This is a genomic window from Streptomyces sp. NPDC001270, from assembly GCF_042896695.1.
Classification (GTDB): Bacteria; Actinomycetota; Actinomycetes; order Streptomycetales; family Streptomycetaceae; genus Streptomyces.
Genome location: NZ_JBIAXM010000015.1, coordinates 50,529 through 74,419 on the forward strand (window position 1 = coordinate 50,529; position 23,891 = coordinate 74,419).

At 71.2% G+C, this 23,891-nt stretch carries 18 protein-coding genes and 1 pseudogene; 4 read left to right on the plus strand and 15 right to left on the minus strand.

The features are described 5' to 3' along the window. Nucleotides 1–41: 41 nt before the first annotated feature. Both ACFY2B_RS24815 and ACFY2B_RS24820 read left to right on the plus strand, forming a co-directional pair. On the plus strand, nucleotides 42–1,730 hold the full coding sequence (locus ACFY2B_RS24815; protein WP_390765281.1) for an ABC transporter family substrate-binding protein: 1,689 nt from the start codon (nucleotides 42–44) through the stop codon (nucleotides 1,728–1,730). Nucleotides 1,731–2,191: 461 nt separating this feature from the next. Then, nucleotides 2,192–3,097, plus strand: a complete 906-nt coding sequence (locus ACFY2B_RS24820; RefSeq protein WP_390765282.1) for a carbon-nitrogen hydrolase family protein — start codon at nucleotides 2,192–2,194, stop codon at nucleotides 3,095–3,097. Between the two features lie 101 nt (nucleotides 3,098–3,198). Here the strand turns inward: ACFY2B_RS24820 and ACFY2B_RS24825 are convergent, their stop codons facing one another. Both ACFY2B_RS24825 and ACFY2B_RS24830 read right to left on the minus strand, forming a co-directional pair. Beyond that, entirely contained in the window at nucleotides 3,199–3,366 is a 168-nt protein-coding gene (locus ACFY2B_RS24825; protein ID WP_390765283.1) for a hypothetical protein, read from the minus strand. Nucleotides 3,367–3,604: 238 nt separating this feature from the next. Further along, a complete protein-coding gene (locus ACFY2B_RS24830; protein WP_390765284.1) occupies nucleotides 3,605–3,952 on the minus strand; it encodes a hypothetical protein in 348 nt (115 codons plus the stop codon). A 272-nt stretch (nucleotides 3,953–4,224) separates the two neighbouring features. On the opposite strand from ACFY2B_RS24830, the gene ACFY2B_RS24835 reads away from it, so the two are divergent. Both ACFY2B_RS24835 and ACFY2B_RS24840 read left to right on the plus strand, forming a co-directional pair. Next, on the plus strand, nucleotides 4,225–5,112 hold the full coding sequence (locus ACFY2B_RS24835) for a helix-turn-helix domain-containing protein (protein ID WP_390765285.1): 888 nt from the start codon (nucleotides 4,225–4,227) through the stop codon (nucleotides 5,110–5,112). Continuing rightward, a complete protein-coding gene (locus ACFY2B_RS24840) occupies nucleotides 5,099–5,305 on the plus strand; it encodes a DUF397 domain-containing protein (protein WP_390765286.1) in 207 nt (68 codons plus the stop codon). Before ACFY2B_RS24835 ends, ACFY2B_RS24840 begins: the two co-directional genes overlap by 14 nt. A gap of 692 nt (nucleotides 5,306–5,997) precedes the next feature. Here ACFY2B_RS24840 and ACFY2B_RS24845 read toward each other — a convergent pair. The 13 genes and pseudogenes from ACFY2B_RS24845 to ACFY2B_RS24905 all read right to left on the minus strand — a co-directional run. Further along, a pseudogene (locus ACFY2B_RS24845) lies at nucleotides 5,998–6,132 on the minus strand (DUF6087 family protein); the annotation flags it as partial. Nucleotides 6,133–6,335: 203 nt separating this feature from the next. Continuing rightward, the gene (locus ACFY2B_RS24850; RefSeq protein WP_390765287.1) at nucleotides 6,336–6,866 is read right to left on the minus strand and encodes a helix-turn-helix domain-containing protein; all 531 of its coding nucleotides are present in this window, start codon (nucleotides 6,864–6,866) and stop codon (nucleotides 6,336–6,338) included. Between the two features lie 171 nt (nucleotides 6,867–7,037). Beyond that, the gene (locus ACFY2B_RS24855) at nucleotides 7,038–7,655 is read right to left on the minus strand and encodes an ATP/GTP-binding protein (RefSeq protein WP_390765288.1); all 618 of its coding nucleotides are present in this window, start codon (nucleotides 7,653–7,655) and stop codon (nucleotides 7,038–7,040) included. An 85-nt stretch (nucleotides 7,656–7,740) separates the two neighbouring features. Further along, nucleotides 7,741–8,109, minus strand: a complete 369-nt coding sequence (locus ACFY2B_RS24860; protein WP_390765289.1) for a DUF742 domain-containing protein — start codon at nucleotides 8,107–8,109, stop codon at nucleotides 7,741–7,743. Next, on the minus strand, nucleotides 8,106–8,549 hold the full coding sequence (locus ACFY2B_RS24865; RefSeq protein ID WP_376523742.1) for a roadblock/LC7 domain-containing protein: 444 nt from the start codon (nucleotides 8,547–8,549) through the stop codon (nucleotides 8,106–8,108). The genes ACFY2B_RS24860 and ACFY2B_RS24865 overlap by 4 nt, the downstream gene beginning before the upstream one ends. Then, nucleotides 8,542–11,286, minus strand: a complete 2,745-nt coding sequence (locus ACFY2B_RS24870; RefSeq protein ID WP_390765290.1) for a nitrate- and nitrite sensing domain-containing protein — start codon at nucleotides 11,284–11,286, stop codon at nucleotides 8,542–8,544. The genes ACFY2B_RS24865 and ACFY2B_RS24870 overlap by 8 nt, the downstream gene beginning before the upstream one ends. Before the next feature lie 585 nt (nucleotides 11,287–11,871). Then, entirely contained in the window at nucleotides 11,872–13,164 is a 1,293-nt protein-coding gene (locus tag ACFY2B_RS24875; protein WP_390765291.1) for a hypothetical protein, read from the minus strand. Next, entirely contained in the window at nucleotides 13,161–15,404 is a 2,244-nt protein-coding gene (locus tag ACFY2B_RS24880) for a CDP-glycerol glycerophosphotransferase family protein (RefSeq protein ID WP_390765292.1), read from the minus strand. Before ACFY2B_RS24880 ends, ACFY2B_RS24875 begins: the two co-directional genes overlap by 4 nt. A gap of 6 nt (nucleotides 15,405–15,410) precedes the next feature. After that, on the minus strand, nucleotides 15,411–17,630 hold the full coding sequence (locus ACFY2B_RS24885; RefSeq protein ID WP_390765293.1) for a CDP-glycerol glycerophosphotransferase family protein: 2,220 nt from the start codon (nucleotides 17,628–17,630) through the stop codon (nucleotides 15,411–15,413). A 166-nt stretch (nucleotides 17,631–17,796) separates the two neighbouring features. Further along, nucleotides 17,797–20,058, minus strand: a complete 2,262-nt coding sequence (locus ACFY2B_RS24890; protein ID WP_390765294.1) for a CDP-glycerol glycerophosphotransferase family protein — start codon at nucleotides 20,056–20,058, stop codon at nucleotides 17,797–17,799. A 163-nt stretch (nucleotides 20,059–20,221) separates the two neighbouring features. Then, entirely contained in the window at nucleotides 20,222–21,130 is a 909-nt protein-coding gene (locus ACFY2B_RS24895; protein WP_390765295.1) for a carbohydrate ABC transporter permease, read from the minus strand. Continuing rightward, complete coding sequence (locus ACFY2B_RS24900) at nucleotides 21,127–22,479, minus strand: carbohydrate ABC transporter permease (protein ID WP_390765296.1); 1,353 nt, start codon at nucleotides 22,477–22,479, stop codon at nucleotides 21,127–21,129. Before ACFY2B_RS24900 ends, ACFY2B_RS24895 begins: the two co-directional genes overlap by 4 nt. Before the next feature lie 7 nt (nucleotides 22,480–22,486). Further along, nucleotides 22,487–23,869, minus strand: a complete 1,383-nt coding sequence (locus tag ACFY2B_RS24905; RefSeq protein ID WP_390765297.1) for an ABC transporter substrate-binding protein — start codon at nucleotides 23,867–23,869, stop codon at nucleotides 22,487–22,489. Nucleotides 23,870–23,891: the final 22 nt, after the last annotated feature.

The following is a 23,891-nucleotide window of genomic DNA, read 5'->3' on the forward strand; positions in this document are numbered from 1 at the left end:
GTACGGCGCCGCCCCATCCTGCGAAAGAACGGATCCACGCCATGGGATCGAGAATTGCCTCTGCCGCCGCGGTCACCGCGGCCCTGGCCCTCACCGTCACCGCCTGCAGTTCCTCCGGGTCCGGCTCGTCGGGCAGCGGAACGAGCGGCAAGGGCGCGACGCCCGCCGCGGCCTCGGCGAAGACCGACTACAACCCCCAGCCCTACGACAACATCAAGGACGGCGGCACCTACACCACCGCCGGAACCTTCGACGACCAGGGCAACCCGTTCAACGCCAACGCCACCCTCACCGCCTCCCGCATCTGGTTCTGGTACAACCCGGACGTCATCACCTATTCCCCCACCGGTGAGGTGCAGTACAACCCGGACTACCTCAGCGACGTCAAGGTCACGGACAGCGGCGGCAACCAGCGGGTGGTCCTCACCATCAACCCGAAGGCCACCTACAACGACGGCACCCCGATCGACTGGACGGCCGTCAAGGCGACCTGGCAGGCCAACAACGGCAAGAACAAGGACTACAACGCGAGCAGCACCGAGGGGTACAGCAACATCACCTCGGTGACCCGCGGCGCCGACGACAAGCAGGCCGTCATCGACTTCAAGGGCGTCGATCCCTGGTGGTCGAGCCTGTTCACGACGTTCCTGAACCCCAAGGCCGCCTCTGTCGACGCCTACAACGACGCCTACGTGAAGAAGGCCCACCCCGAGTGGGGCGCCGGTCCGTACACCGTCGGAACGTTCGACACCAAGACCGGCAACGTCACCTTCGTCCGCAACCCGAAGTGGTGGGGCAAGAAGGGCAAGCTGGACAAGCGGATCTATGTCAACCTGGACTCGGCCGCCGCGATCAACGCCTTCAAGAACGGCCAGACCGACTACGCCGCCACCGGCAGCGCCGAGGACCTGAAGCAGATCAGCGGCGTCAAGGGCACCGAGGTCCGCAGCGGCGGCAGTCCCTTCGAGTACTCGCTGTACGTCAACACCAAGTCGACGGTCCTCAAGGACGCCCAGGTACGCAAGGCGCTGCTGGAGAGCGTCGACCGGGAGCAGATCGCCAAGATCCAGTTCCAGGGCCTGGACTACTCCGAGCCGCTTCCCGGCTCCGCCCTGCTCTACAGCTTCCAGAAGGGCTACTCGGACAACGTCTCGGCGGTGTTCAAGTACAACCCGGACGACGCGAAGAAGATCCTGGACGCCGCCGGCTGGAAGGCCGGCGGCGACGGAGTCCGGGAGAAGAACGGCACGAAGCTCACGGTGGGCTACACCCTGCTCGGCGACGACCCGCTGAACAAGGCCACCGCCAACGCCTTCGCCGCGATGCTCAAGCCGGTCGGCATCCAGCTCGACATCAAGAAGGCCGACGAAGCGGACTTCGCCAAGATCCTCAGCGAGCGGGACTTCGACCTCTTCCTGTCCGGAAACCGCTCCATGGACCCCTTCGGCGCCCGCTACCTGAACCAGTTCTACGGCACGGACAGCGACTCCAACCTCACCGGCGCCGGAACTCCCGAGCTGGACAAGGAGATCCACGCGGCGGCCCAGATCTCCGACCCCGACAAGCAGACCGCCGAGGCCAACGCCATCGAGCGCAAGGAACTGGCGCAGTACGCCTTCCTGCCGCTGTACAGCGGCCCGTCCATCTACGGCGTCAAGGACGGCCTGGCCAACGTCGGCGCCACCATCTTCGGCACCCCCCTGCCGGAGACCATCGGCTGGCAGAAGTAACCGCCGTTTCGCACCGGCCGGGAAGCGAGGCGGCCGGCGGCCCCGGAACAACCGGCAACGGGGCCGCCGGCCGGGCGCGTGCCCGCGTGCCTGCCGTTCCTGTCGCCACGTGACCTCACGACCGTCGCGACCGCTACCGACCTCACGCCACACCACGGCCCCTGATTGACGGAGCCGGTGAGCGACGGCATGATAAGCGACCGCGTGGCCTACGCCGAACCTCCCACGACCCGCCCCCAGCGCGGTCTTCCAGCGGAGGCAAAGGGACCAGCGTCTCAGGCCGTTGTCGCAGCCCGACGGCCTCGGGCGGGGTTGCTGGGGAGCCGCCGCTCAAGGCTTGGAAGGCCGCGATGACAGCCCGTGGGAACTTCAAACGCCGGGTGCGTGCCCGCGCCGCAAAGACCGGCGAGTCCTACACGTCCGCCCTCCGGCACTTCCGCTCGACTCCCCCAGGAGACGTCATGCCGGAAGCAAAGAATCCCAAGAACGTACGGCTCGCCGTGGCGCAGACACCCGTGCGCGACGACCCCCGAGACGCCGACGCGCTACGCGAAAGCGGCCGTCAGGTCCGCGCCCTGATGCGTCAGGCGAGTGATCAGGGCGCGCGGATCGTGCACTTCCCGGAAGGCGCGATCTGCTTTCCCGGCAAGCGGGTCATGTCCGTCGACGGCCCGGACACGGTCGGCCCGGCGGACTGGAGCCGGTGCCAATGGCCCGTTCTGCAAGCGGAGTTGGCCGCGATCTCGGATGTTGCCCGTGAGCTGCGGCTGTGGACGGTGATCGCCTCGGTACACCGCTTGACCGAGCCGAACCGACCGCACAACAGCCTCTACGTCGTCTCCGACCGCGGCGAGGTCGTCACGCGGTACGACGAGCGCCTGCTGTCGACGACGAAGGTCTCCCACCTGTACGCGCCGGGCGCCTCGCCGGTCACCTTCGACGTCGACGGCGTGCGCTTCGGCTGCCTGCTCGGTACGGAGATCCACTACCCGGAGTTGTTCGCCGAGTACGAGAAGCTGGACGTCGACTGCGTCCTGCTCTCCACGACCGGCGTCTTTCCGGGCAACGCCGCCGTCCAGGCCCAGGGCCATGCCGCGGTCAACGGCTACTGGGTCAGCTTCTCGGTGCCCGCGCAGCACAGCTCCACCGCGCCGTCCGGAATCATCGCCCCGGGCGGCGACTGGCTTGAGCGGTGCCCCACGGACGGCTCGCCGTCCGTGGCGGTCGCGGACCTCGACGAGGATTCCGAGGCCGCCGCCGCATCAGTGACCTACGCACGGCCCTGGCGCCGTGACGTACGCACGGGCCGCTACGCCGGGCACCAGGTGACCGACCCACGCAGCGAGGACCGCACGGCGGCCTTCTGAACCGGAGGTCCGGGGGGTTCCAAGGCAACGGGTCGGCTTCCGGGTGCGGCTGGTGACGGCTACCACCTGGAGGTCGTTCACCGGCCGCCTGTGTCACGGTGTCATCGGTCGTGCGGGCCCTGGCCGCTCCGGCAGCGGAAGCAGTGGCACGGCGGCCAGCTGAGCGCGTCGACGAGCCGTTCCGGGTCGGGGACGGGCCGGTAAGTCTGCCGCCGGGTCGGGCCCAGGCGTTCACCGTCCGGGCCGACCCGGTACGTCCCGATGGTCATACGGGACGCGCCCGGCTCGGGTGGGGTGCCGGCGTTCACCGTGCCACCCGAGTCCGCTGACCGGGTTCTCGATCCACCGCACATGTCAGGCATGCGTAGAAGGTGAAGCCGGGTCCGGAGTTCTGGAGCACCACCGAGATCACGACCGGAGTTTCGGTGATCGCGCCGCAGCGCACGCACATCCGTCCCGGTGGGCGCGTCCCACCCGGACCCGTCACTGGGTGCTCGCTCCGCTCGCTCACCCGGCCACCGCCACGGCGCCGACCACATGCCGGTCGAGATCGATCCCGAAGTCCGCCGCGAGGACCATGGCGACCCGGCGCCGACGTTGCTGCGCCCGCTCGTGCAGCGGCTCGTGGTGCCGCTCGGCGAGAGAGACGTACGGCCGGACCATGGCCGTCTGCTCGCCGCGCAAGGTGGTTTCAAGGCCGTACGGCGAACGCGGTGCCGGGAGCCGTGGCGCACCTGGCGCAGCGGACGCCTCCGGTACGCGCGCGACGCGCGCACCCGCCCGCCGCCTGCCGGTACCGGGGGCTAACACGTCCAGGATCCACCACACGAACGTGTAGATGTAGATAATGCTCACTGTCGTCAGCTCCTCAATAGCTGGTGGCCAAGCCCCCGGACCGGTCGCACGGTCGCGGGGGTCTTTTCGTCAGCCGTCCCGCCCCGGAGCGGGAGCGTCGACGGCTCAACACCCCCCAGAGTGCCCATCAGTTGAGCAACTTGCAAGACTTCATTTTGAGTTTTCGTGCTGCGTGACTCGATCTGTTGACTTTCATTGCGGAACGAGCAGAGCAATGCTTTCATTTTGAGTGTCAGGAGTGCTTCATACTGAGTCTCGGGAAGGGGTGGCCGATGGCGGACGGACGGACCGGGTCAACCGTGCCGCGTAGGCAACTCGGCAGATACCTGCGTGATCTACGCAACCAGTCGCGACTGACTGTCCGTGCGGCAGCGCGGAAACTGGAGTGGTCAGAGGCGAAGATGTGGCGCATCGAAACGGGCCAGACCTCGCTGCGCAGTCATGACGTTGAGGCCATGTGCAAGGTCTACGGCGCACCCTCCAGTCTCACCGAGGCGCTGATGGGTCTCGCGAAGGAGACGAAAGCCCGCGGCTGGTGGCACGCCTACGGGGACGTAATCCCTGAAGGCTTTGATCTTTTCATCGGATTGGAGGAGGCGGCATCACGGATAGTCTGGTACGAAAGCGAGTTGATCCCTGGTCTGCTTCAGACTGAGGAATATGCGCGCACGATCATGCGTGCCGACAATCCCGAAGAGGACGACGGCGAGATCGAACAACGCGTCCACCTTCGAATCGCTCGGCAAGTACTACTCACCAGAGTTACCGATCCGCCACGATTCGACGTTGCGCTCAACGAGGCAGTGTTGCGACGGCCAGTGGGCGGGACGGCTGTGATGGCGGGGCAACTGGTCCACCTTATGGAAGGCGCGAGCCTGCCCAACGTGACGATCAAGGTAGTGCCGTTCACGGCAGGACTGCACCTGGGCGTCATGTCAGGTTCATTCGGGGTGCTTCGCTTTCCGCTCAACGCGGATGGCAGTGAAACGGAGCCCCCGACCGTCTACGCAGACGGTTACACGGGTGATCTGTACTTGGACAAGGAAAATGAAGTTGAGCGCTACGACGCAGCGTTCAAGAACATCTGGGAGACAGCGCTTGATGCGCAGGATTCAAAGCGTCTGATCTCCGAAGTGGCAGGGAGATATGCACAGGGTTGATCTGACCGGAACGGCGTGGTTCAAATCCAGCTACAGTAACGGGCAGTCGGCTTGCGTAGAGGTGGCGTTCGTGGGGCATGAAATGGTCCCCGTCCGTGACTCCAAGAGTCCGAACGGTCCGGCGCTCACATTCGGCGTGAACGAGTGGTCATCGTTCGTCGGTGCAATCCAGCGTGGGCAACTGTTTATCTAGGCCCACTCCAGCACCCATGATCGGCCCCCGCTCCGGTGGGGGCCGTCGTGTTGACACCGGCCACCTTGCCGTCCGCTACAGCTTCGTACTGCGCTGCCCCCTCGGCTTCGCGGACGTTCCGCGCGGTCCGAGCACCACTCTCCCGGCGTGGCCACATTGCGAGCTTGACGCGGGAGCTCGGCGGTCGGCGATCCTGGTACGCAGCGCTGCTCTCGTGGTCGGCGGGTCTCTGGCCTACCTGATCCTCCAACGGGAAGATGCCGACCTGGAGCAGTCTCGGCATCTGGGAGCAGCGGGCTGCGGACCTGCCGGGTTTGACCTCGCCCGCAAGTTGGTGACCCACATCAATGCCTGGGGGTGGACCGCGACGCCGTGCCGGCCACGGCCATCCACCCCACGGACGCGGAGCGTATAAGCAGCCGAAGGCGGGCCGCCGCAGCACGCCCCACAGCCTGGGCCCCGGCCCCTGCGCGGATACCCGCAGCGTCCGCCGTACCATCCGGCTCCAGGGAGGGTCGTCGGCAGGCTGGTCCGCGTCGAAGCGGACCGGGACGGCCTGGAGTCCGCGTTCGCCGAGGCCGGGGACGAACTGATTTCTGTCCGGTAGGTCCTGCGGAACGTGATGCGCGATCAGATCCGGGACACCACATGACGGACATATGTGCTGCCATCGGGTAGGTTCGGCGGTGCTTCTACTCCTCGCCATCCACGGCGCCGGGATCGAGATCATGCAGCCATGCCTGCGCCGTAGCGAGATCGGGAGCGGTGCCGACTGGTTCGTACGCGAAACCAGTCCATTCTTCCAGGACCCTCGCTTCGCCGGGGTGGAGGTGGCCGCCACCGCCATGAAGCTATTGGTCCATGGGCGCACGCCGCCTCTTGACGTACGTAGCGAGCGGATCGTGGGGGTCGACGTGCGCGGTGGCGCGGGACGGCTGGTTCGGTGGCCCGGGTCGGCGGTGCTTGCCCATGATGCCGATGGTCTCAGGCCGCGACTGCCGTCGGCCTGGCGGCGGCGAGGTTTTACGCGTTACGACGAGCGCCTGCTGTCGAACGGTGGACTGACACCACGGAGTTGGGCGCAGTCGGCTGTGGGCTGCGAACCCGGTGTCTCAGTTGGTCGACCGCTCCGCGATGACGAGCAGATGGCCGGCCATGCCGTGAATGGACGGGATGTCGGCGGTCTGGTGCGACACGGCGACAGCCGGGTGAGGTCCATGAAGCCGAGCCGGTAGGCGGTGATCACCGTCGTACGCGCGACCTCCGCTTGCATGTTGTGCGCCCGGTCACGATTCCGTCTGGGTGCGAGCAGCTGGTCGAGCTGGTCTTTCTGGAGCATGTGGAGGTAGGGCTGGCCGTGCAGCACGGACAGCGTGACGCCGAGCGCACGGGCTACGGAAGCGAGGACGGACGGGCCGGCCGGCTGCTCCCCGTTCTCGACTCGGCTGAGCTGACTGGTGGACACGTGGGCGAGGCGTCCCAGTTCGGCGAGGCTGAAGTCACGAATGGCGCGGAACTCGCGAATGCGGGTCCCCACGTGCCTCTCGGTGTGGTCGGGCATGCTGACTCCCATTGCGTGCTTGAGACTTCGCAATGTACGCCTGGATCACCCGGGGTTGCACCGCTTCGGCCCCGGCCGACCGGACGTGCACGATCGCCCGAACCGGGAGCGCGGCCCGTACTGCCGCGTCCGCCCCCGTCCCGGCCCACGCGGCCGACCCACGCGCCCGGTTCAGGCGTAAGCCGACGGCTGGGTCTCCAGATGAAGTACGTGCTCGACGGTCCGGATCAGAACGTCCCTCACCGAAGCCCGCCGTCGCGCGTCGCACAGCAGTACCGGTACGTGCGGGCCCAGGGTCAGCGCCCGGCGTACGGTCTCCGCCGGGTACTGGCGGGCGCCCTCGAAGCAGTTGACGGCGACCACGAACGGCAGGCCGCTGCGCTCGAAGTAGTCGACCGCCGGGAAGCAGTCGGGCAGGCGGCGGGTGTCGGCCAGGACGACCGCGCAGAGCGCACCGGCGGCCAACTCGTCCCACATGAACCAGAAACGGTCCTGTCCGGGCGTGCCGAAGAGGAACAGCGCGAGACGGTTGTGGATGGTGATCCGGCCGAAGTCCAGGGCCACCGTGGTGGTCGCCTTCCGCTCCACTCCGGACAGGTCGTCCACGTCGATGCCGCTGTGGGTGAGCGTCTCCTCGGTGTGGAAGGGGACGATCTCGCTGATCGTGGAGACGAGCGTGCTCTTCCCCACCCCGAAGCCGCCTGCCACCAGGATCTTCGCCGCCTCCGGCAGTTCGTTTCCCGGCGCGGGGCCTGTGCCGTTCCGCGGTGTCTCTGACATTGCGGGCATGCCTTTCCATCTCCGTGTGGTCTCCGGCGGGGCCGGGCCGACCGTGTGCCTTCCCGCCGGGCCGCGGGGGTCGGGCGGGGCGCTCTCACAGTGCGCGCAGTCCTTCGAGTACTTCTCTGATCAACCGGACGCTGGGGCGTGCGGCCGGATCGGCGGGCTGCCGTACCCGGATGGCACGCATCGAGAAGAGGTCGCCGAGCAGCACCCGTACGACGCCCACCGGCAGGTTCATCCGGGCCGCCACCTCCCCCACCAGACGCGGGGTGCGGCACAGCGCGAGAATCGCCCGGTGCTCCGGCTGCATGCCCACGTCCGGCGGGAGGGTGGCCACCGTGGCGACCACGTAGGCCACCAGATCGAACCAGTAGCCCTCGTTACGGGTCCGTCCCCGCACCATGGCGTACGGGCGGACGACCGGGCCGGCCGCATCGTCCACCCATTCGGCGCTGGTCAACGCGGGTTCCCGGGCAACGGTGAGGGCTCCCCGCGGGATTCGACCGACATGTGGAACCCGAGGCGTTTGACCAGCATGGCCATCTCGTAGGCGACGACGCCGATGTCCGCGCCCTGACGGGTCAGCGCGGTCAGGCAGGAGTTGTCGCCCGCCGCGCACACGAACAGGAAACCGCCCTCCATCTCCACCATTGTCTGGAGCACGGCGCCGCCGCCGAAGTGCCGTCCGGCGCCCTTCGCCAGGCTGTGGAATCCCGAGGCGACCGCGGACAGCCGCTCGGCCTGGTCGCGGTCGAGGGCGTCGGAGGCGCCGAGCAGCAGACCGTCCGTGGACAGCAGGACCGCATGGCCGATCTCCGGCACGTTGCGCACCATGTCGCTCAGCAGCCAGTCGAGGTGGGAACCCGTCTCGGATGGGCCGACCTGGGTCATGTCAACCACGCTTTCTGGAAGTGGGGGTGGTGGGAGCGGGGGTGTGGGCCGGGAAGGCCGCGTGGGCGTCGTGGCTCAGGGCGTCGCCCCGCGGCCGGCCGGCCGGGTCGCCGGGTGCCGCGTACTGCTCCAGCCGGGCGCGCGCCGCCCCCGCCTGCAAGGCGGACATCATCATGCGGACCTGGTCGGGGCGTTCGGCCGCGGGATGGGTCTGCGGCGGAGGGTCGGCCTGGGCCCGCGGGGGCACGGCCGCGTGGTGGTGTTCGGCCGGCAGCGGACCCGCCGGGCCTCCGGCCGGCATCCCCGGCGCCGCCGGGCTCCGGGGGCCGGGGAAGGACGGTGCGCCGGGGCCGACCCGCCGCTCGTGGTCGCCGCGTCCCCAGTCCATGAGCTGTCCCCGGTCGCCGGGCTCGTTCGTGGCGGCCTCGCCCGCCAGACTCGCCTGGGGAACCCGGCAGGGCAGTCCGTCGATCGTGGCGCCCGGTTGCGGAGGGGCGGGAGCGGGTGCGGGTGCGGGGGACGGTCGTACGGGTGTTTGGCCGCCCGGAACATCATCCGGTCCGTAGCCACGCCGGGAGACCGGGGCGGGAGCAGGGCCAGGGGCCGGTGCGGGCGTGGGTGTGGTCGGGGTGTGTGGGGCGTATGTGCTGTGCAGGGGGTCCTGGAAGTGGGCTTCGCGGGTGGGGTCGGACGGGGTGATCGGGCCCGGACCGACCGCGGCGGGCGGGGCCGCACCCGGGGCGAGCTGGGCCGACGGCTGCTCGTCCGGTGCGCCGCCGGGCAGCCGGCCCGTGGCACCGGCCGCGGACACGGCCGGGCCCGCGGCGCCGGCCGGCCCCCATTCCAGCAGGCCGTCCGGTATGAGGACCACCACGTTGACACCGCCGTACGGCGAGCGGCGCAGCGTCACCTCGATACCGTGGCGCTGGGCCAGGCGGCCCACCGTGACCAGGCCGAGCCGGGTGCTGTCCAGGGCGGAGACGTGCAGCGGGGCGCTCAACTGCTCGTTCGCCGCGGCCAGTTCCTCGGGTGGCATGCCCAGACCACGGTCGTCGATCTCGACGATCAGGCCACTGGCCGCGGTGCCCACGCTGACCCGCACCTCGCTGTCCGACGGCGAGAAGACCTGTGCGTTCTCGATGAGTTCGGCGAGCAGATGGATGACGTCGGCGACGGCGCGGCCCTGGATGCCCACGGTCGGTACGGGCAGCACCACGACCCGCGCGTACTGCTCGGTCTCCGCGATCCCGCCCCGCACCACGTCCACCACGGGCACCGCCCGGCGCCAGAACCGTCCCGGCGTGGCGCCCGAGACGATGAGCAGGCCCTCCGCGTATCGCCGCATCCGGGTGGCCAACTGGTCGAGTTCGAAGAGCCGGTCCAGCGTGTTGGCGTCCTCCTCGTGCCGCTCCATCACGTCCAGCAGGCTCAGTTGCCGGTGCAGGAGTACCTGGCTGCGCCGCGCGAGGTTCACGTAGAGCTGGTTGATGCCCTGGTGCAGTCGCACGTCCTCCTCGGCCAGTTCCACGGCGGTCCGCTGCAACGCGTCGAACGCGGCGCCCAGTTCGGCCATCTCCCGGTTGACGAAGACCGGCCGGGTCATGCCGGCGCGCACGTCGACCGTCTCCCCGCGGCGCAGCCGGCCGACCACGTCCCGCAGCGCGTCCTCGGTGAGGTTGCGTGAGGAGGTGTTCAGACGGTTGATGTCACCGCTGAGGGAGCGTGCCATCCGGACCGACATCACGATCGACACGATCAGCGACGACAGACCGAGCACACCGGCCACGATCAGTTCGGCGAACGCCCGGCGGGCCGGCGGACTGGTGCGGGTGAACACCAACGAGATGTCGTCGAGGGCGGTCGTGCTGCTCGCCTTCGCCGTCGCGTCGTAGGCGGAGCGCCACTGGTCGATGGTGAACGGGAGCCGTGCGGCGGACGGACCCGCGCCGATGATCTTGTCCTCCAGTGCGCCGACCTTCGCCATCGGCCCGCCGGGCGCGGCCAGTTCGAGGAACGGCCTGCGCTGGGCCTCGGGCAGCCGTTTGACCACCTCGGCGCTCAGCAGCCGGCGGGCGCCGATGTCCTGCACCAGGGTCCGGTAGGTGGCGGCGTCCAGCCGGCCCGAGGAGGCGGCGGCGGCCGAGATCAGCGCGTCCTCCCGGGAGAGCAGGTCACCGGCGGGCACCTCGGTGTAGAGGGCCTGTCCGAAGTCCTGGGCGTCCTGGTCCGGCAGGATCGTCATGGCCCGCAGCGCCTCGGCGATGTCGCCGCTGACGGCCGTGTACGCGGCCAGGATCTCGTCCGGCGTGCTGGTTCCCGCGTCGGTCCCGCGCCGGAGCGCGTCCAGGGTGGCGAGTGACTTCTCCGCCCGGTCCACGCCGGTGCGCACGGAGTCGTTCTCCGCGCGGCGTACGCCGTCGTCGTGTGCCTCTTTAAGGAAGGCCGCGACCGCCGTGTCGGTGGCCACGCGACCGGCGTCCAGCGTCTTGCGGTCGCCGTCCGGTGTCTTGCCGCTCTGCGCCACGGAGGCCGCCACGACGGCTTCGCGCCGTTCGATCTCCAGGGCCACCACCGTACGTCCGAGGGGGGCGGCGAGGTGATTGCCGATGGTGTCGACGTGCGAAAGGGTCAACGCGTTGCCGAGGGACAGGTAGGCGGCGTAGCCGCACAGGGCTGCCAGCGACACCAGCGGCAAGAGGAGGAGCGCGGTGAATTTGCGGCGGATGGACCAGCCATGACGTTTCATTGAGGCCCTGTCGAATAGCGCGGTGGCGCACGGCTGCCGGCATACGGATACGTGACTTCCGTGACGCAGAATGCTTTCTCCACGGCAGAAGAGGGTGTGTGCTGCTTGCGCAGGTCAAGGAGGAAGGAGCGCATCACCCTGGAGGAATCTCCACGTCGTGATCATGTTATGCGCATGCATCGGTTGCGAGATAGACGTCTCCCGACATTTTTGTTAACGGCTCTGCTCCCGGAGGTCTCCTGTCGGGAGCACCGGGTCATATCACCACAATGTGGAGGTATCCCGGTATCCCTTCCGCAGTCCGCGCCTCGGACGGCCGGGAGGGGAAGCAGACCGCCCGCAACTCTCGCTTTGAAGGCGCGAGTCGGTACAACGGGGGACCATCACCGCGCGTACGGGAATGGTCCGCCCGGCGTGAGGGGCGGACCGCCCGCCCCCGCAACCGGCACGGGCACCCGTGGAGCCGCACATGGCCGCCGACAAGCCGCAGCGCCCCGTCCAACCCGCGCGGCCGCACGCACCGCTCCACTGCCGGCCAGAGGCCACCCGGGAGGCGCTGGACGCGGCTCGCCGCCGCCCGTTCGCTCACCCCACCGAATGCACCCGCCGTCCCCCGACCCCCTGCGCGGGTACCGGCAGGGGCCGCCGCACCACCGGTTCCAGCAGCAGCGGCACCCCGATCACCGGCAGCAGCCAGGCCAGTACGATCAGCCGTTCGCCGAAGATGTTGATGTCCGGGTGTGCCGCCTGGGTCAGGAAGCCGGTGGCCGCCGCCGCCAGCAGGAAGCAGCCGAACGCGGGGCGGCGCAGCGCACCCCACAGCCCCGCGCCCAGCGCCGCGGCGAACAGCGGCTGTCCCACCTGCCGCCGCGCCCACTCCGTCCAGAAGTTGCCCTCCAGGTGCAGGAACTCCGCCCACGGGTGGGCCCGGTCCGGCCGGGCGAAGTGGTCGGTGAGCAGGTCTTGCAGGCTCTCGGACTCGGCCGGATAGTGCAGCAGCCGCGCCAGCAGCACGGTGCCCAGCGCCGCGCAGCACCCCGCCACGGCGATCGCCGCCACCCCGCGTCCCGGCGCCCGCCCGCGCCGCCCGCGTCGCCCGCGCCGCCCGCGCGCCACGACGACCGCGGCGCCCGCCCCGGCCAGGGTCAGCCCGAGGAACAGCGCCTGGGAGTGCTTGACCGGGACCAGCGCGAGCAGACAGCCGCAGGTCAGGGCAGTGCCGACGCGTGCGCGACCGGTCAGGGCCAGGGCGCAGCCCCACACCGCGGCCAGGGTCAGCGCCAGCATCAGGCCCTCGGTCATCGGGCGCATGGCGGTCGCGCCGCACGGCAGGACGTAGTACAGCGCCTGACCGGTCAGCGCGAGCGGCACCGGTACGGACAGGGTGCGCAGGACCAGGAAGGCGAGGATCCCGGCGGCGGCCGTGACGAGCACGCTCGCCGTCCACACCCCCCAGGTCACCCCGAGCGCCGTGACGAACGGCAGCAGGAACACCGGGTAGCCGGGCCGTACTTCGAAGATCCGCCTGAGCCGGGGCTTCATGAACGGCGGGATGTGACCGTCCGTCTGCCCGGCCGCCAGCCGCCGGTCCACCACCTTCAGCGCGTCGGCCCGGCACGCGGCGAACTCCCGGGCGGCGGGGTCCGGCCGGTGGAAGCGCACCACGTCGACGCTCTGCCCGCGCCGCGCGAGGGAGGCGTTGCCCGCGCAGGCCCAGTCGACGGTGGCGGCGGCGGCCTCCCGCTTGCCCGCGCCGCCCAGACCCAGCGCGTACGCCACGTAGTTCCGCGAGTCGGGGGTGTCCCGGCCGGTGACGGCGGTGAGCTGGAGCAGCGCGAACACCGCGGCCAGCAGCAGCACCCAGGCGCGCGGCCTCACGTCGACGCCAGCAGGTCGTGGCCGGCGTCCTGCCCGGGTACCCGGGCGGCGCCCGGTTCGGGCATGGTCTCGCCGAGCAGCAGCGTCCGCACCACCCGCTCGGCGGCCCGGCCGTCGTCGAACTCGCAGAAACGGGACCGGAAGCGGGCCCGCAGCCGCGCCGACTCCTCGTCCCGCCAGCGCTCGGAGGCGAACAGCTCCGCCAACTCCTCGTAGGAGCGGGAGACATGGCCCGGCGCCTCGGCCGTGATGTCGACGTAGGCGCCCCGGCTCGCCGTGTACGCCGCCCAGTCGTCCGCGTGGACGACGACGGGCCGGTCCAGGTTGGCGTAGTCGAACATGATCGACGAATAGTCGGTGACCAGGGCGTCCGCGGCGAGCAGCACCTCCTCGGCGTGCGGCTCGTCCGTGGCGTCCACCACGATCCCGCGCCGGTGCAGTTCCGCGAGGCCGAGACCGCGCGCGGGACCGGCCGCCAGGGCGGGGTGCAGCCGGACCACCAGCGTGTGCCCCGCGCCCAGATCGGCGGCGAACCGGGCCAGGTCCACCCGGTCCACATGGCCGCCCCTGCGGTAGGCGCGGCGGGTCGGCGCGTACAGCACCACCAGGTGACCGTCCGGGATGCCGTGCCGCCGGCGGAACGCGGCCCCGGCGTCGGCGCCGTCGAGCGCCGCCCGGACCAGGACGTCGTTGCGCGGGCTGCCGGTGCGCGCCGAGGCGAAGTGGCACGGGTAGGCCCGCTCCCACACCAGCTCGGAGTGGCGGTTGGCGACCAGGCTGTGGTCCCAGCGGTCGGCCCGGCGCAGCATCTGCGGCACGTCGAAGCCGTGCCGGGCGCCTGGCTTGCCCAGCAGGTCGACGCCCGCGTACCCCAGCGGGGTGCCCTGGTGGGTCTGGATGTGGACGCTGCCGGGCCGTTTGGGCTGGGTGCCCGGCCAGTTGACGTTGTTGACGAAGAAGCCGGCCCGGGCCGCCAGCCGGTGGTGGGCGGCGGAACCGAGCAGTACGTGCTCCACGCCGTCCGGGACGAGCGCGGCGGCCTCCGCGGACGTCGCGGCGTTCACGTCGCGCACCACCCACACCCCGCGCAGCTGCGGGGCGATCTCCCGCGCCGCGCGGTACACCGCCGCCGGGTCGCCGAGCACCCCCCGGTGCGAGGACGCCGAGTACAGCACGAGGTGCGGATCGAGCGGCCGGCGCGCGTGCGCCGCCCGGACGCCGCGCTTGACGTGCCCGGCCGCCGCCCGCCGGGCCTGGAGCGCGCGCCGCCCCAGCTCCCGGCCCGCCCGCTCCGCCTGCCGCCGCACCAGATAGGCCGCGTACGGGCCGGTCAGCACGGCGGTCTCGCCGGTCACCCGGGTGTCCGCGGGCCGGTGCCGGGCGAACAGCGCGGCCGTGTTCCGGAAGAACTCGGCCCGGTCGCCCGGTGGCAGCCGGTCCGGCTTGGCGAGGATGTCCAGACAGTGCTCGCCCATCTTGCGGTGCAGGTACGGCCGCCAGTCCGTCAGCCCGGGGCGCTCGTCGACGTACCCGAAGACCCGCTCGTACTGGTCGTGGATGTCGAAGTGCTTGCGGCTGGTGGTGGACAGGATGTTGCCCTGCCGGCGCTGCCGGTAGTTCAGGCAGATCCGGTCGAGCACCGCGATCCGCCCGGCGTTGAGCAGGACCGGGAAGGTCCAGGGGGTGTCCTCGTAGTAGCCGGGCGGGAAGCGGAAGCCGTGCTGCGTCACGTACGCGCGGCGGTACGCCTTGTTCCACACCACCATCAGCAGGTCGAGGATCTGCGGCTGTTCGGCCGCCGTGAAGACGCCGTCGCCCGCCTGGGTCAGCACCTGGGCGAGCACGTTGCGCCGGGTGCCGCCCCACCAGTAGGTGCGCGCGTAGTCGAAGACCAGCACGTCCGGGTCGTCCGCCTCGTCCAGGCGGTCGGCGACGGCGCGCAGCGCGCCCGGGGTGAGGGTGTCGTCGCTGTCCAGGAACAGCAGGTAGTCACCCGTGGCGTGGGGCAGTCCGGCGTTGCGGGCACGGCCGAGGCCGACGTTCTCGGGCAGGTGCAGCACCCGCACCCGGGGGTCGCGGGCCGCGTACTCGTCGAGGATCGCGCCGCAGCCGTCCGGCGAGCGGTCGTCCACGGCGATCAGCTCGATGTCGGCGAAGGACTGCTGGAGGACCGAGTCGAGGCATTCGCGCAGAAAGCCCTGCACCTTGTAGCACGGGACGATGACGCTGAAGCGGGGCACGGCGGGTCAGCTCCTTGCGAGGGTCGTGGCGGCGGGGGCAGGGAGGCGCTCCGCGAGCGGGATCACCGGCGGGATCGCCTCGGGCGGCTCGCCGAGCAGCACCCTGCGGACCACCCGTTCGGCGGCCAGGCCGTCGTCGAACTGGCAGAACCGCTCCCGGAAGGCGGCGCGCAGCGCCCGCGACTCCGCCCCCGCGTAGGTGCGGTCGCGAAAGACGCGCGCCAGTTCCTCGGGGGTGCGGGTCACCGGGCCCGGCGGCGCCGCCATCAGGTCGAAGCAGACGCCCCGGGTCTCCCGGTAGACCTCCCAGTCGTCGGCGTGGATCACGATCGGGCGGTCCAGGTTGGCGTAGTCGAACATGATCGACGAGTAGTCGGTGACCAGGACGTCCGCGGCCAGGCAGACGTCCTCGGCCGAACGGTGCGCGGATACGTCAATGACGCGGCCGGCGCGGCCGTTCGGGTCGCCGCCCGCGGCCGGGTCGCGGTCGTAGAAGTAGTGGGCGCGCAGCAGCACGACCACGTCCTCGCCGGCCGCCGCGCAGAACGCCGCCAGGTCCAGGCCCGGTTCGAAACCGGTGTGGTGGTCGCGGTGGGTGGGCGCGTACAGGACGGCCGTCACGCCCTCGGGCACGCCGAGTTCCCGGCGGACGCGGGCCACGTCGTGCGCGGTCGCCGTGCAGTACACGTCGTTGCGCGGATAGCCGTACTCCAGCGCCTCGTACGAACCGGGGAACGCGCGCTCCCACACCTGGGTGGAGTGGCGGTTGGACGACAGGTTGACGTCCCAGCGGTCGACCCGGCCGAGCAGCTTGGCGAAGCTCCCGGTCTGCGCGGCCACCACCGGATAGGTCGACTGGTCCACGCCCATCGTCTTCAGCGGGGTGCCGTGCTGGGTCTGCACGTGCACACTGCCCGGCCGTTTGACGACGCCCTCGGCGAAGTTGGCGTTGTTGATCAGGTACTTGGCGCGGGCCAGCACCTCCCAGTAGCGGCGCGAGCCGATCACCGCGTGGTCGACGTCCGGCGGCAGGGTGCGCTCCTGGCCCGGCTCGACCAGGAACACCGAGCGGATGTGCGGGGCGAGCACCCGGGCCTTGGCGTGGATGGCGGCCGGACTGCACACGTAGCCGCGGCCCCAGTAGGCGCAGTACACGGCGAGCCGCGCGTCGAGCGGGCGGCGCAGCAGGGCCTGGTAGCGCAGCCGGGTGCGCAGCATACGGGGGCGGGGCACGCGCTCCGCGGCCCGCGCCGCCGTCCGGTTGGCGGCGCGCAGCGCGCGGAACGCCGTGTACGCGCCCGCCGCCAGCAGCCGGTGCTGCACGCCCAGCCGCCCGGCCGGCGGCCTGAAGCCGGCCGGCCGGTGCCGGCGGTGGAGCCTGCGGGCGCGCCGGAAGAACGCGCGGTGCCCGCCGGGCAGCCGTTCGGGCCGGGAGGCCGTCTTCAGGACGGCCGCGAACAACTGCTCGAACAGCGGCCGGGCCCGGTCGGCGGCGAGCTGCCGTTCGGCGGCCCGGGTCAGCACCAGGTCCACCTGGTCGAGCAGGTCCCGCTGGTGTCCGCCCGGCAGGTTGAGCCGGCTGCCCTGGCGGCGCAGCCGGTGGCGGACCAGGACCCGGCGCAGCACCGCGATCCGTTCGGCGGCGAGAGTGGCGAGCCCGCCCCAGCCCAGGTCCGTGAAGTACCCGTCGGGGAAGGCGAGGTGGTGCCCGGTGACGAAGGAGCGGCGGTAGGCGGCGCTGAACGCCGGAAGCGGTACGCCGGTCAGCCGCGGCCACCGGCCGGGCGCGAACGCGCCGTCGGGGGCGCCGGCCAGCAGCGGGGCGACGGGGTCGGTGGGCTCGCCCTCCCACCAGGGGGCCCGCTCGTGCCCGAAGTACAGCACGTCCACGTCACCGGTCCCGGCGAGCCGTGCGTCGAGCGCCGCCAGTGCCCCCGGCAGGAGCAGGTCGTCGCCGTCCAGGAACAGCAGATACGCCCCGCTCGCCGCCCGCGCCCCCGCGTTGCGGGCCCCGCTCAGCCCGGCGGACGGCGGGGAGTGCACCGGAGCCACCCGGGGATCCCGCTCGGCGTACGTCCCGGCGACGTCCGCCGCCGGGGTGCCGGGGCCGTCGCAGACCGGGATCAGTTCCAGGTCGCCGAAGGACTGCGCGAGGACCGAGTCCAGCGCCTGGGACAGCCGGCCGGCGACCCCGTGGGACGGAACGATGATGCTGAAACGGGGCATGGCGCTCTCTCTGTGGTCTTACCTGCCTCCCGGGTCGTGCGGGTCCCGGGACTCAGGCCGTGCGGACGCGGCCGGGCCGCCCCGTCGGCCGCCAGGTGGACGGCCGGCTCGGGGTGGGCCGCGAGGTGCTGCGGGGCATGGGAACTCCCGTAGGGGGAAACGGCGTTCAGCGGCCTTCGGTGACGGTGAGCGGTCCGTAAGGTTGCGGAAGGGTTACCGAAGGGGAGTGGGCGGGGGCCGAGGACGCCGACGGGACCGGGTGGCGGTGGGCGAGCGGGGTGATGCGCGGCAGCCCCGCCGACTCGCCCAGCACCACGTGCCTGACCACCCGTTCGGCGGCGCGTCCGTCGTCGTACGGACAGAACCGCTCCCGGAACGCGGCCCGCAGCTGGGCCGAGCGCGAGCCGCGCCAGTGGCCGCTCGCGAAGATGTCGACCAGTTCGTCCTCGCCGCGTGCCATCGCGCCCGGCGGACAGGAACGCAGGTCGAAGTAGCTGCCCCGGGCCGCCTCGAAGGCTTCCTGGTCGTCGGCGTGGAGCACGATCGGACGGTCCAGGTTGGCGTAGTCGAACATGATCGACGAGTAGTCGGTGAGCAGCACGTCCGAGGCGAGGCACAGCGACTCGACGCTCGGGTGGCCGCTGACGTCGATGACGCGTTCGCCCTCGGCCGGCGGCCCGGGGTGCCCGGGGTGGGCGCGCACCAGCAGCACGAACCGCGGGCCCAGCCGGCGCAGCAGCCGCTGCGGGTCCAGCGGAAGCGGCTGGGCACGCCGGTAGTCGCGGCGGGTGGGCGCGTAGAGGATCGCCACCGCGTCCGCGGGGACGCCGAGCCGCTCGCGCAGCCGGGACACGTCCGCCGAGGTCGCCTTCTGGAAGACGTCGTTGCGCGGGTAGCCGTACTCCAGCGTCGTGTAGCGGCCCGGGCAGACGCGCTCCCAGACCAGGGTGGAGTGGCGGTTGGCGGACAGGACGTAGTCCCAGGTGTCGACGTCGGCCAGGAAGGCCGCGAGGTCCGTGCCGCGGGCGGCGGCCGGGCGGCCGTGCAGATCGAGGCCCGTCCGCTTCAGCGGCGTGCCGTGCCGGGTCTGCACCCGGACCTGGCCGCGCCGCTTGACCAGCCGGGGATCCAGCGCGGAGTTGTCGATCAGGTACTTGGCGCGGGCCAGCGCCGTCCAGTAGGCCGCGGTGCCGGGCCGCAGCCGGCGCGTGCCCGGCGGGACGGTGTGCCGGTGCTCGGGCCGGGCGATCCACGCCGTGCGGACGTGCGGGGCATACGCCCGGAACGCGGCCTCCAGCGCCCCCGGGTTGCAGCCGTGGCCGCGGCCGTCGTACGCGGCGAACACCGCACGGTCGGCGCGCACGGGCAGACACCGCTGGACGCGGTAGTGCAGCCGCAGGATACCGGTGCGCACCGCCTTGAGCAGTCCGGCGGCGAGCCCTCGCGCGCGCCGGTGCAGGGCCGCCGCCGCCCGGAGCGTGCGCCAGGTGCGGTGCGCGCCCAGCCGGATGAGGGTGTGGCGCAGCCGGGAGCCCGGCGGCACCGGGGCACCAGCCGGGCGGTAGCGGCGGTAGTGGGCGCGGGCCCGGCGCAGGAACTCGGCCCTCGCGCCGCGCGGCAGCCGGTCCCGCCTGCCGTACACCGTCGCCAGGTGGTCCACCATGCGCAGCCACAACACCGGCTGCCAGCGGGCGAGTCGGGGCCGCTCGGCGACGTACGCGAAGACCCGGTCGTACTGCTCGAAGACGTCGAAGTGCCGGCGGCTGGTGGTGGAGAGGATGTTGCCGGCGCGGCGCTGCCGGTAGTGCACGCAGACCCGGTCCAGGGTCGCGATCGACCGCGCCGACATCAGCACCGGGAACGTCCAGGGCGTGTCCTCGTAATAGCCCGGCGGGAACGAGAACCCCGCCGCCTCGACGAACTCCCTGCGGCACGCCTTGTTCCAGGCGACCATCAGGACGTTCAGCAGCCCCGGCCGGTCCGCCAGCCGGAAGGGCGCCGGTCCGTCCTCGGTGAGTTCGGCGGCGGCCCGGTTGCGGGCCGTCTCGCCCGTCCAGTAGGTGCGCGCGTAGTCGTAGACCAGGACGTCCGGTTCGCCGGTCTCCGCGATCCGGTCGGCGATCGAGCCGAGCGCGTCCGGGGTGAGGGTGTCGTCGCCGTCCAGGAAGACCAGGTAGTCGCCCTTCGCGCACTCCATGCCCGCGTTGCGGGCGCCGCCCAGCCCCCGGTTCTCGGGCAGGTGCACCGGCCGGACCCGCGCGTCCCGGGCCGCGTACTCGTCGATGACCGCCCCGCACGCGTCGGGCGAGCAGTCGTCCACGACGATCAGTTCGAGATCCGGGTACGACTGCGCGAGCACCGAGTCCAGGCAGGCGTGGAGGTACGCCTGGACCTGGTACGCGGGGACAATGACACTGAACCTGGGCACGGCACATCCATGGGTCGCTCGGCGCGGGCGTTCTGCCCGGGAACGGCCGGTGGAGTGACGTGGTTACGGCCCGTACGGCATACGGGGGACCCTCGCGCACAAGGGGAGGCGGGCCGGCACCGGCCCGCCTCCCGGCGGATCTCCGTCCGCCCTCGCCCGGCGGCTACTTGACCGCGCCCGCCATGACCCCGGACACGAACTGCCGCTGGAACGCGAAGAACACCGCCAGCGGGATCACCATCGACAGGAACGCACCGGGCGCCAGCACATCGATGTTGTTGCCGAACTGCCGTACCTGGGTCTGCAGGGCGACCGTGATCGGCTGCGAGCCGGAATCGCTGAACACCAGCGCCACCAGCATGTCGTTCCACACCCACAGGAACTGGAAGATGCCCAGGCTGGCGACGGCGGGCCCGCCGAGCGGCAGCACCACCCGGGCGAACAGCCGCAGTTCACCCGCGCCGTCCAGCCGGGCCGCCTCCAGCAGTTCCCGCGGGATCTGAGCGAAGAAGTTCCGCAGCAGGAACACCGCGAACGGCAGGCCGAAGGCGACGTGGAACAGCACCACGCCGAAGACCGACCCGAACAGCCCGATCCTGCCGAAGAGTTCGGCGATCGGGATCAGCGCCACCTGCACGGGCACCACCAGCAGGCTGACCACGATCAGGAACCACCAGTCGCGGCCCGGGAACTCCATCCACGCGAACGCATAGCCCGCGAGCGCGCCGATGACGACGACCAGGACCGTCGCCGGGACCGTGATCAGCACCGTGTTCACCAAGGAGCCCGTGATGTCGCCGTTCTCCAGGAGCTTCTGGTAGCTGCCGAGGGTGAGCTGGGACGGCTTGGTGAACACGTGCCACCAGCCGTCCGCGCTCATGTCCTCGGGCGACCGCAGGGACGAGACGAGCAGCCCGATGGTCGGCATCAGCCAGAACAGGCCGACCACGATCAGGACCGCGCGGACCAGCCCGCCGCTCAGCCGCGCCGCGATCCGCGAGCCGAGCGAGGACCGGGCCCGCACCGCCGGGCCGGGGACCACCTTGCCGACGCCTGCCGCTTCCGTCGTCATCGCCGCCCCTCCCGCCGCAGCCGCCGAATGTTGAACCACATCACGGGAATCACCAGCAGCAGCAGGAACACCGCGATCGCGCTCGCGACGCCGGGCCGGTCCTCCGCGAAGCCCTTCCGGTACAGCTCAAGGGCCAGCACGTTCGCGTCGTCCTGGGACGAGCCGGGCGCGATGATGAAGACCAGGTCGAACACCTTCAGCACATTGATCATCAAGGTGACGACGACCACGCCGAGGACCGGCGCGAGCAGCGGCACGGTGACCCTCCGGAACACCTGCCACTCATTGGCGCCGTCGACCCGCGCGGCCTCCAGCAGCTCCCGGGGCATCCCCGCGAGCCCGGCCGCGATCAGCACCATCGCGAAGCCCGCCCACATCCATACGTACGACCCGATGACGGCCGGGGTCACCAGCGCCGGGCCCAGCCAGTCGACGCCGTTGTAGGGCTCCTTGAAGTTGTCCGCCGGGAGCCGCAGCAGGGCGCCGTCGGCCGCCGCGGGCAGCGTGAACGTCCCGTCCGCGGCGGCCTTCGCGGCGGCCACTACCTTGCCGTCCTTCACCGCCTCGATCTTCATCCCGGCGTAGCCGAGTTCGGACGGGTCGGGCGCGCCGAGCCTGCCGACGCCCTTGCCGCGGGTGAAGTCCTGCCAGGCGGTGCCGGTGACCTTCCCCGGCTCGGGCCCGGCGGCCACGGCCCTGCGCGCGTCACCGGGCATCAGGTCGGGGGCGACGCCCACCATCGGCAGGGTGACCGGCGTACCGGCGTGGACCGCCGCCGACGTGACGAAGCCGCCGCCGTCCGGCCTGAGCGGCGACTCACGGCCCGGGTGCGCCTTCGGGAACGCCGACGACTGGGCGAAGGTGTCGTGCACCCCCACCCACACGGCGTTGGCGACGCCCTTGTCCGGGTCCTGGTCGTACACCAGCCGGAAGATGATCCCGGCCGCCAGCATCGAGATCGCCATCGGCATGAAGACGACCAGCTTGAACGCCGTTCCCCAGCGCACCCGTTCGGTCAGCACCGCGAAGACCAGCCCGAGGGCGGTGGAGACGGTCGGCGCGAACACCACCCAGATGATGTTGTTCTTCAGGGCGGTGCGGATGCCGTCGTCGGTGAACAGGGCCCGGTAGTTGTCGAATCCGGCGAAACGGGCCGATCCGCCGCCCGAGGAGTCGTAGAAGCTGCGGACGAGCGAGTACCCGATCGGGTAGACCACGAGCGCGCCGAGCAGCACCAGGGCGGGCAGCAGGAAGAGGACTGCCACGGTCCTGCGGGTGCCGGTCACGCTCTTGCGGCTGCGGGGAGCGGCGGCGGCCGGTGGGCCGCCCGCCGCCGTGGCCGACGCCATCGCCGCCTCAGCCGCCCATCCCGTACGCGGCTGCCGCGCCCTTCTCCAACTGCGCCTGGGCGCCCGCGACATCCGACGGGTTCTTCAGGAAGTCCTGGAGGGCCTTCCACTCGCCCTTGCCGGGCGTGCCGCCGAACGCCTGCGGGGCCTGGTCGGACATGTCGAAGCGGAAGTCGTCGCCGGAGGCGATCAGCGCCTTCGCGATGGTGCGCTGCACGTCGTTCGGATACGCCGAGTTCGGCACGTTCTTGTTCGGGGAGAGGTAGCCGCCGAGCTTCGCCTGGATCGTCGCCGCGTCCGCCGAGGCCAGGAAGGTGACCAGGGCCTGCGCCGCCGCGGAGTCCTTCAGGACGACGGCCGCGTCGCCGCCGGAGACCACCGGCGTGCCGTCCCCCACCGCCGGGAACGGGAACACCTTCGCGTCCGTGCCCACCTTCGCCTTGGTCTCACCGATGTTGACCTGCGCGAAGTCGCCCTCGTAGACCATCGCCGCCTTCGGCTGGTCGCCGCCGGTGAAGGTCTGGGTGACGGAGGCCGGGAACTCGGTCTGCAACGCGCCGTTCGCGCCGCCCGCGATGTAGTCCTTCTTGCCCCAGATCTGGGCGAGCGTGGTCAGCGCCTCCTTGACGGAGGGATCCGTCCACTTGATCTTGTGCTGGGCCAGCTCGTCGTACTTCTGGGGGCCCGCCTGGGAGAGGTAGACGTTCTCGAACCAGTCGGTGAGCGTCCAGCCGTCGGCGCCGCCGACCGAGAACGGCGTGACCCCGGAGTCGTACACCGCCCGTGCCGCCGTCAGCAGGTCCTGCCAGGTCTTCGGCTCCTGGGCGCCCGCGTTCTCGAACGCCTTGGCGTTGTACCAGATCAGCGACTTGTTGGCGGCCTTGTAGTAGGCGCCGTACTGCTTGCCGCCGACCTTGCCGATGTCCTGCCAGCCCTGCGCGTAGTTCTTGGCCAGCTGCGCCTGCGCCTCGGCGCCCAGCGGCTTGGCCCACCCCTTGTCCACCGCCTGCTTGATCGCGCCGGGCTGCGGCAGCAGGGCGACGTCCGGCGGCTTTCCGCCCGCGATCTTCGAGCCGAGGAAGTTGATGATCGGGTCCTGCGCCGGTACGAAGGTGACCTTGGCGCCCGTGCGCTTCTCGAACTCCGCGAGGACCTGCTTGAAGTTCTTCTGCTCGCCACCGGTCCACACGGCGGCGACCTCCAGGCTCGCGCCGTTCAGCTTCGGCAGGGTGACGGTGCTCCCCGTCCCGGCGGAGCCGCTGCTCTCGCCGCCGCCGCTCTTCTCGTCGTCGCTGCCCCCGCAGGCGGTGAGCGCGAGCGCCCCCGCGAGGAGGCCGGCGAGTGTGGTGACGGCCCTGTGTGTCCGGACGGTGCTGCTCCTGCTGCGCATCACTACCCCGTTCTTCGTGCTG

What these genes read in the sequence shown, in the direction of transcription:
- ACFY2B_RS24815 (WP_390765281.1), top strand. Translation starts at nt 42, where the DNA reads ATGGGATCGAGAATTGCCTCTGCCGCCGCGGTCACCGCGGCCCTGGCC.
- ACFY2B_RS24820 (WP_390765282.1), top strand. Translation starts at nt 2,192, where the DNA reads ATGCCGGAAGCAAAGAATCCCAAGAACGTACGGCTCGCCGTGGCGCAG.
- ACFY2B_RS24825 (WP_390765283.1), bottom strand. Translation starts at nt 3,366, where the DNA reads ATGACCATCGGGACGTACCGGGTCGGCCCGGACGGTGAACGCCTGGGC.
- ACFY2B_RS24835 (WP_390765285.1), top strand. Translation starts at nt 4,225, where the DNA reads ATGGCGGACGGACGGACCGGGTCAACCGTGCCGCGTAGGCAACTCGGC.
- ACFY2B_RS24840 (WP_390765286.1), top strand. Translation starts at nt 5,099, where the DNA reads ATGCACAGGGTTGATCTGACCGGAACGGCGTGGTTCAAATCCAGCTAC.
- ACFY2B_RS24850 (WP_390765287.1), bottom strand. Translation starts at nt 6,866, where the DNA reads ATGCCCGACCACACCGAGAGGCACGTGGGGACCCGCATTCGCGAGTTC.
- ACFY2B_RS24855 (WP_390765288.1), bottom strand. Translation starts at nt 7,655, where the DNA reads ATGCCCGCAATGTCAGAGACACCGCGGAACGGCACAGGCCCCGCGCCG.
- ACFY2B_RS24870 (WP_390765290.1), bottom strand. Translation starts at nt 11,286, where the DNA reads ATGAAACGTCATGGCTGGTCCATCCGCCGCAAATTCACCGCGCTCCTC.
- ACFY2B_RS24885 (WP_390765293.1), bottom strand. Translation starts at nt 17,630, where the DNA reads ATGCCCCGTTTCAGCATCATCGTTCCGTCCCACGGGGTCGCCGGCCGG.
- ACFY2B_RS24895 (WP_390765295.1), bottom strand. Translation starts at nt 21,130, where the DNA reads ATGACGACGGAAGCGGCAGGCGTCGGCAAGGTGGTCCCCGGCCCGGCG.
- ACFY2B_RS24900 (WP_390765296.1), bottom strand. Translation starts at nt 22,479, where the DNA reads ATGGCGTCGGCCACGGCGGCGGGCGGCCCACCGGCCGCCGCCGCTCCC.
- ACFY2B_RS24905 (WP_390765297.1), bottom strand. Translation starts at nt 23,869, where the DNA reads ATGCGCAGCAGGAGCAGCACCGTCCGGACACACAGGGCCGTCACCACA.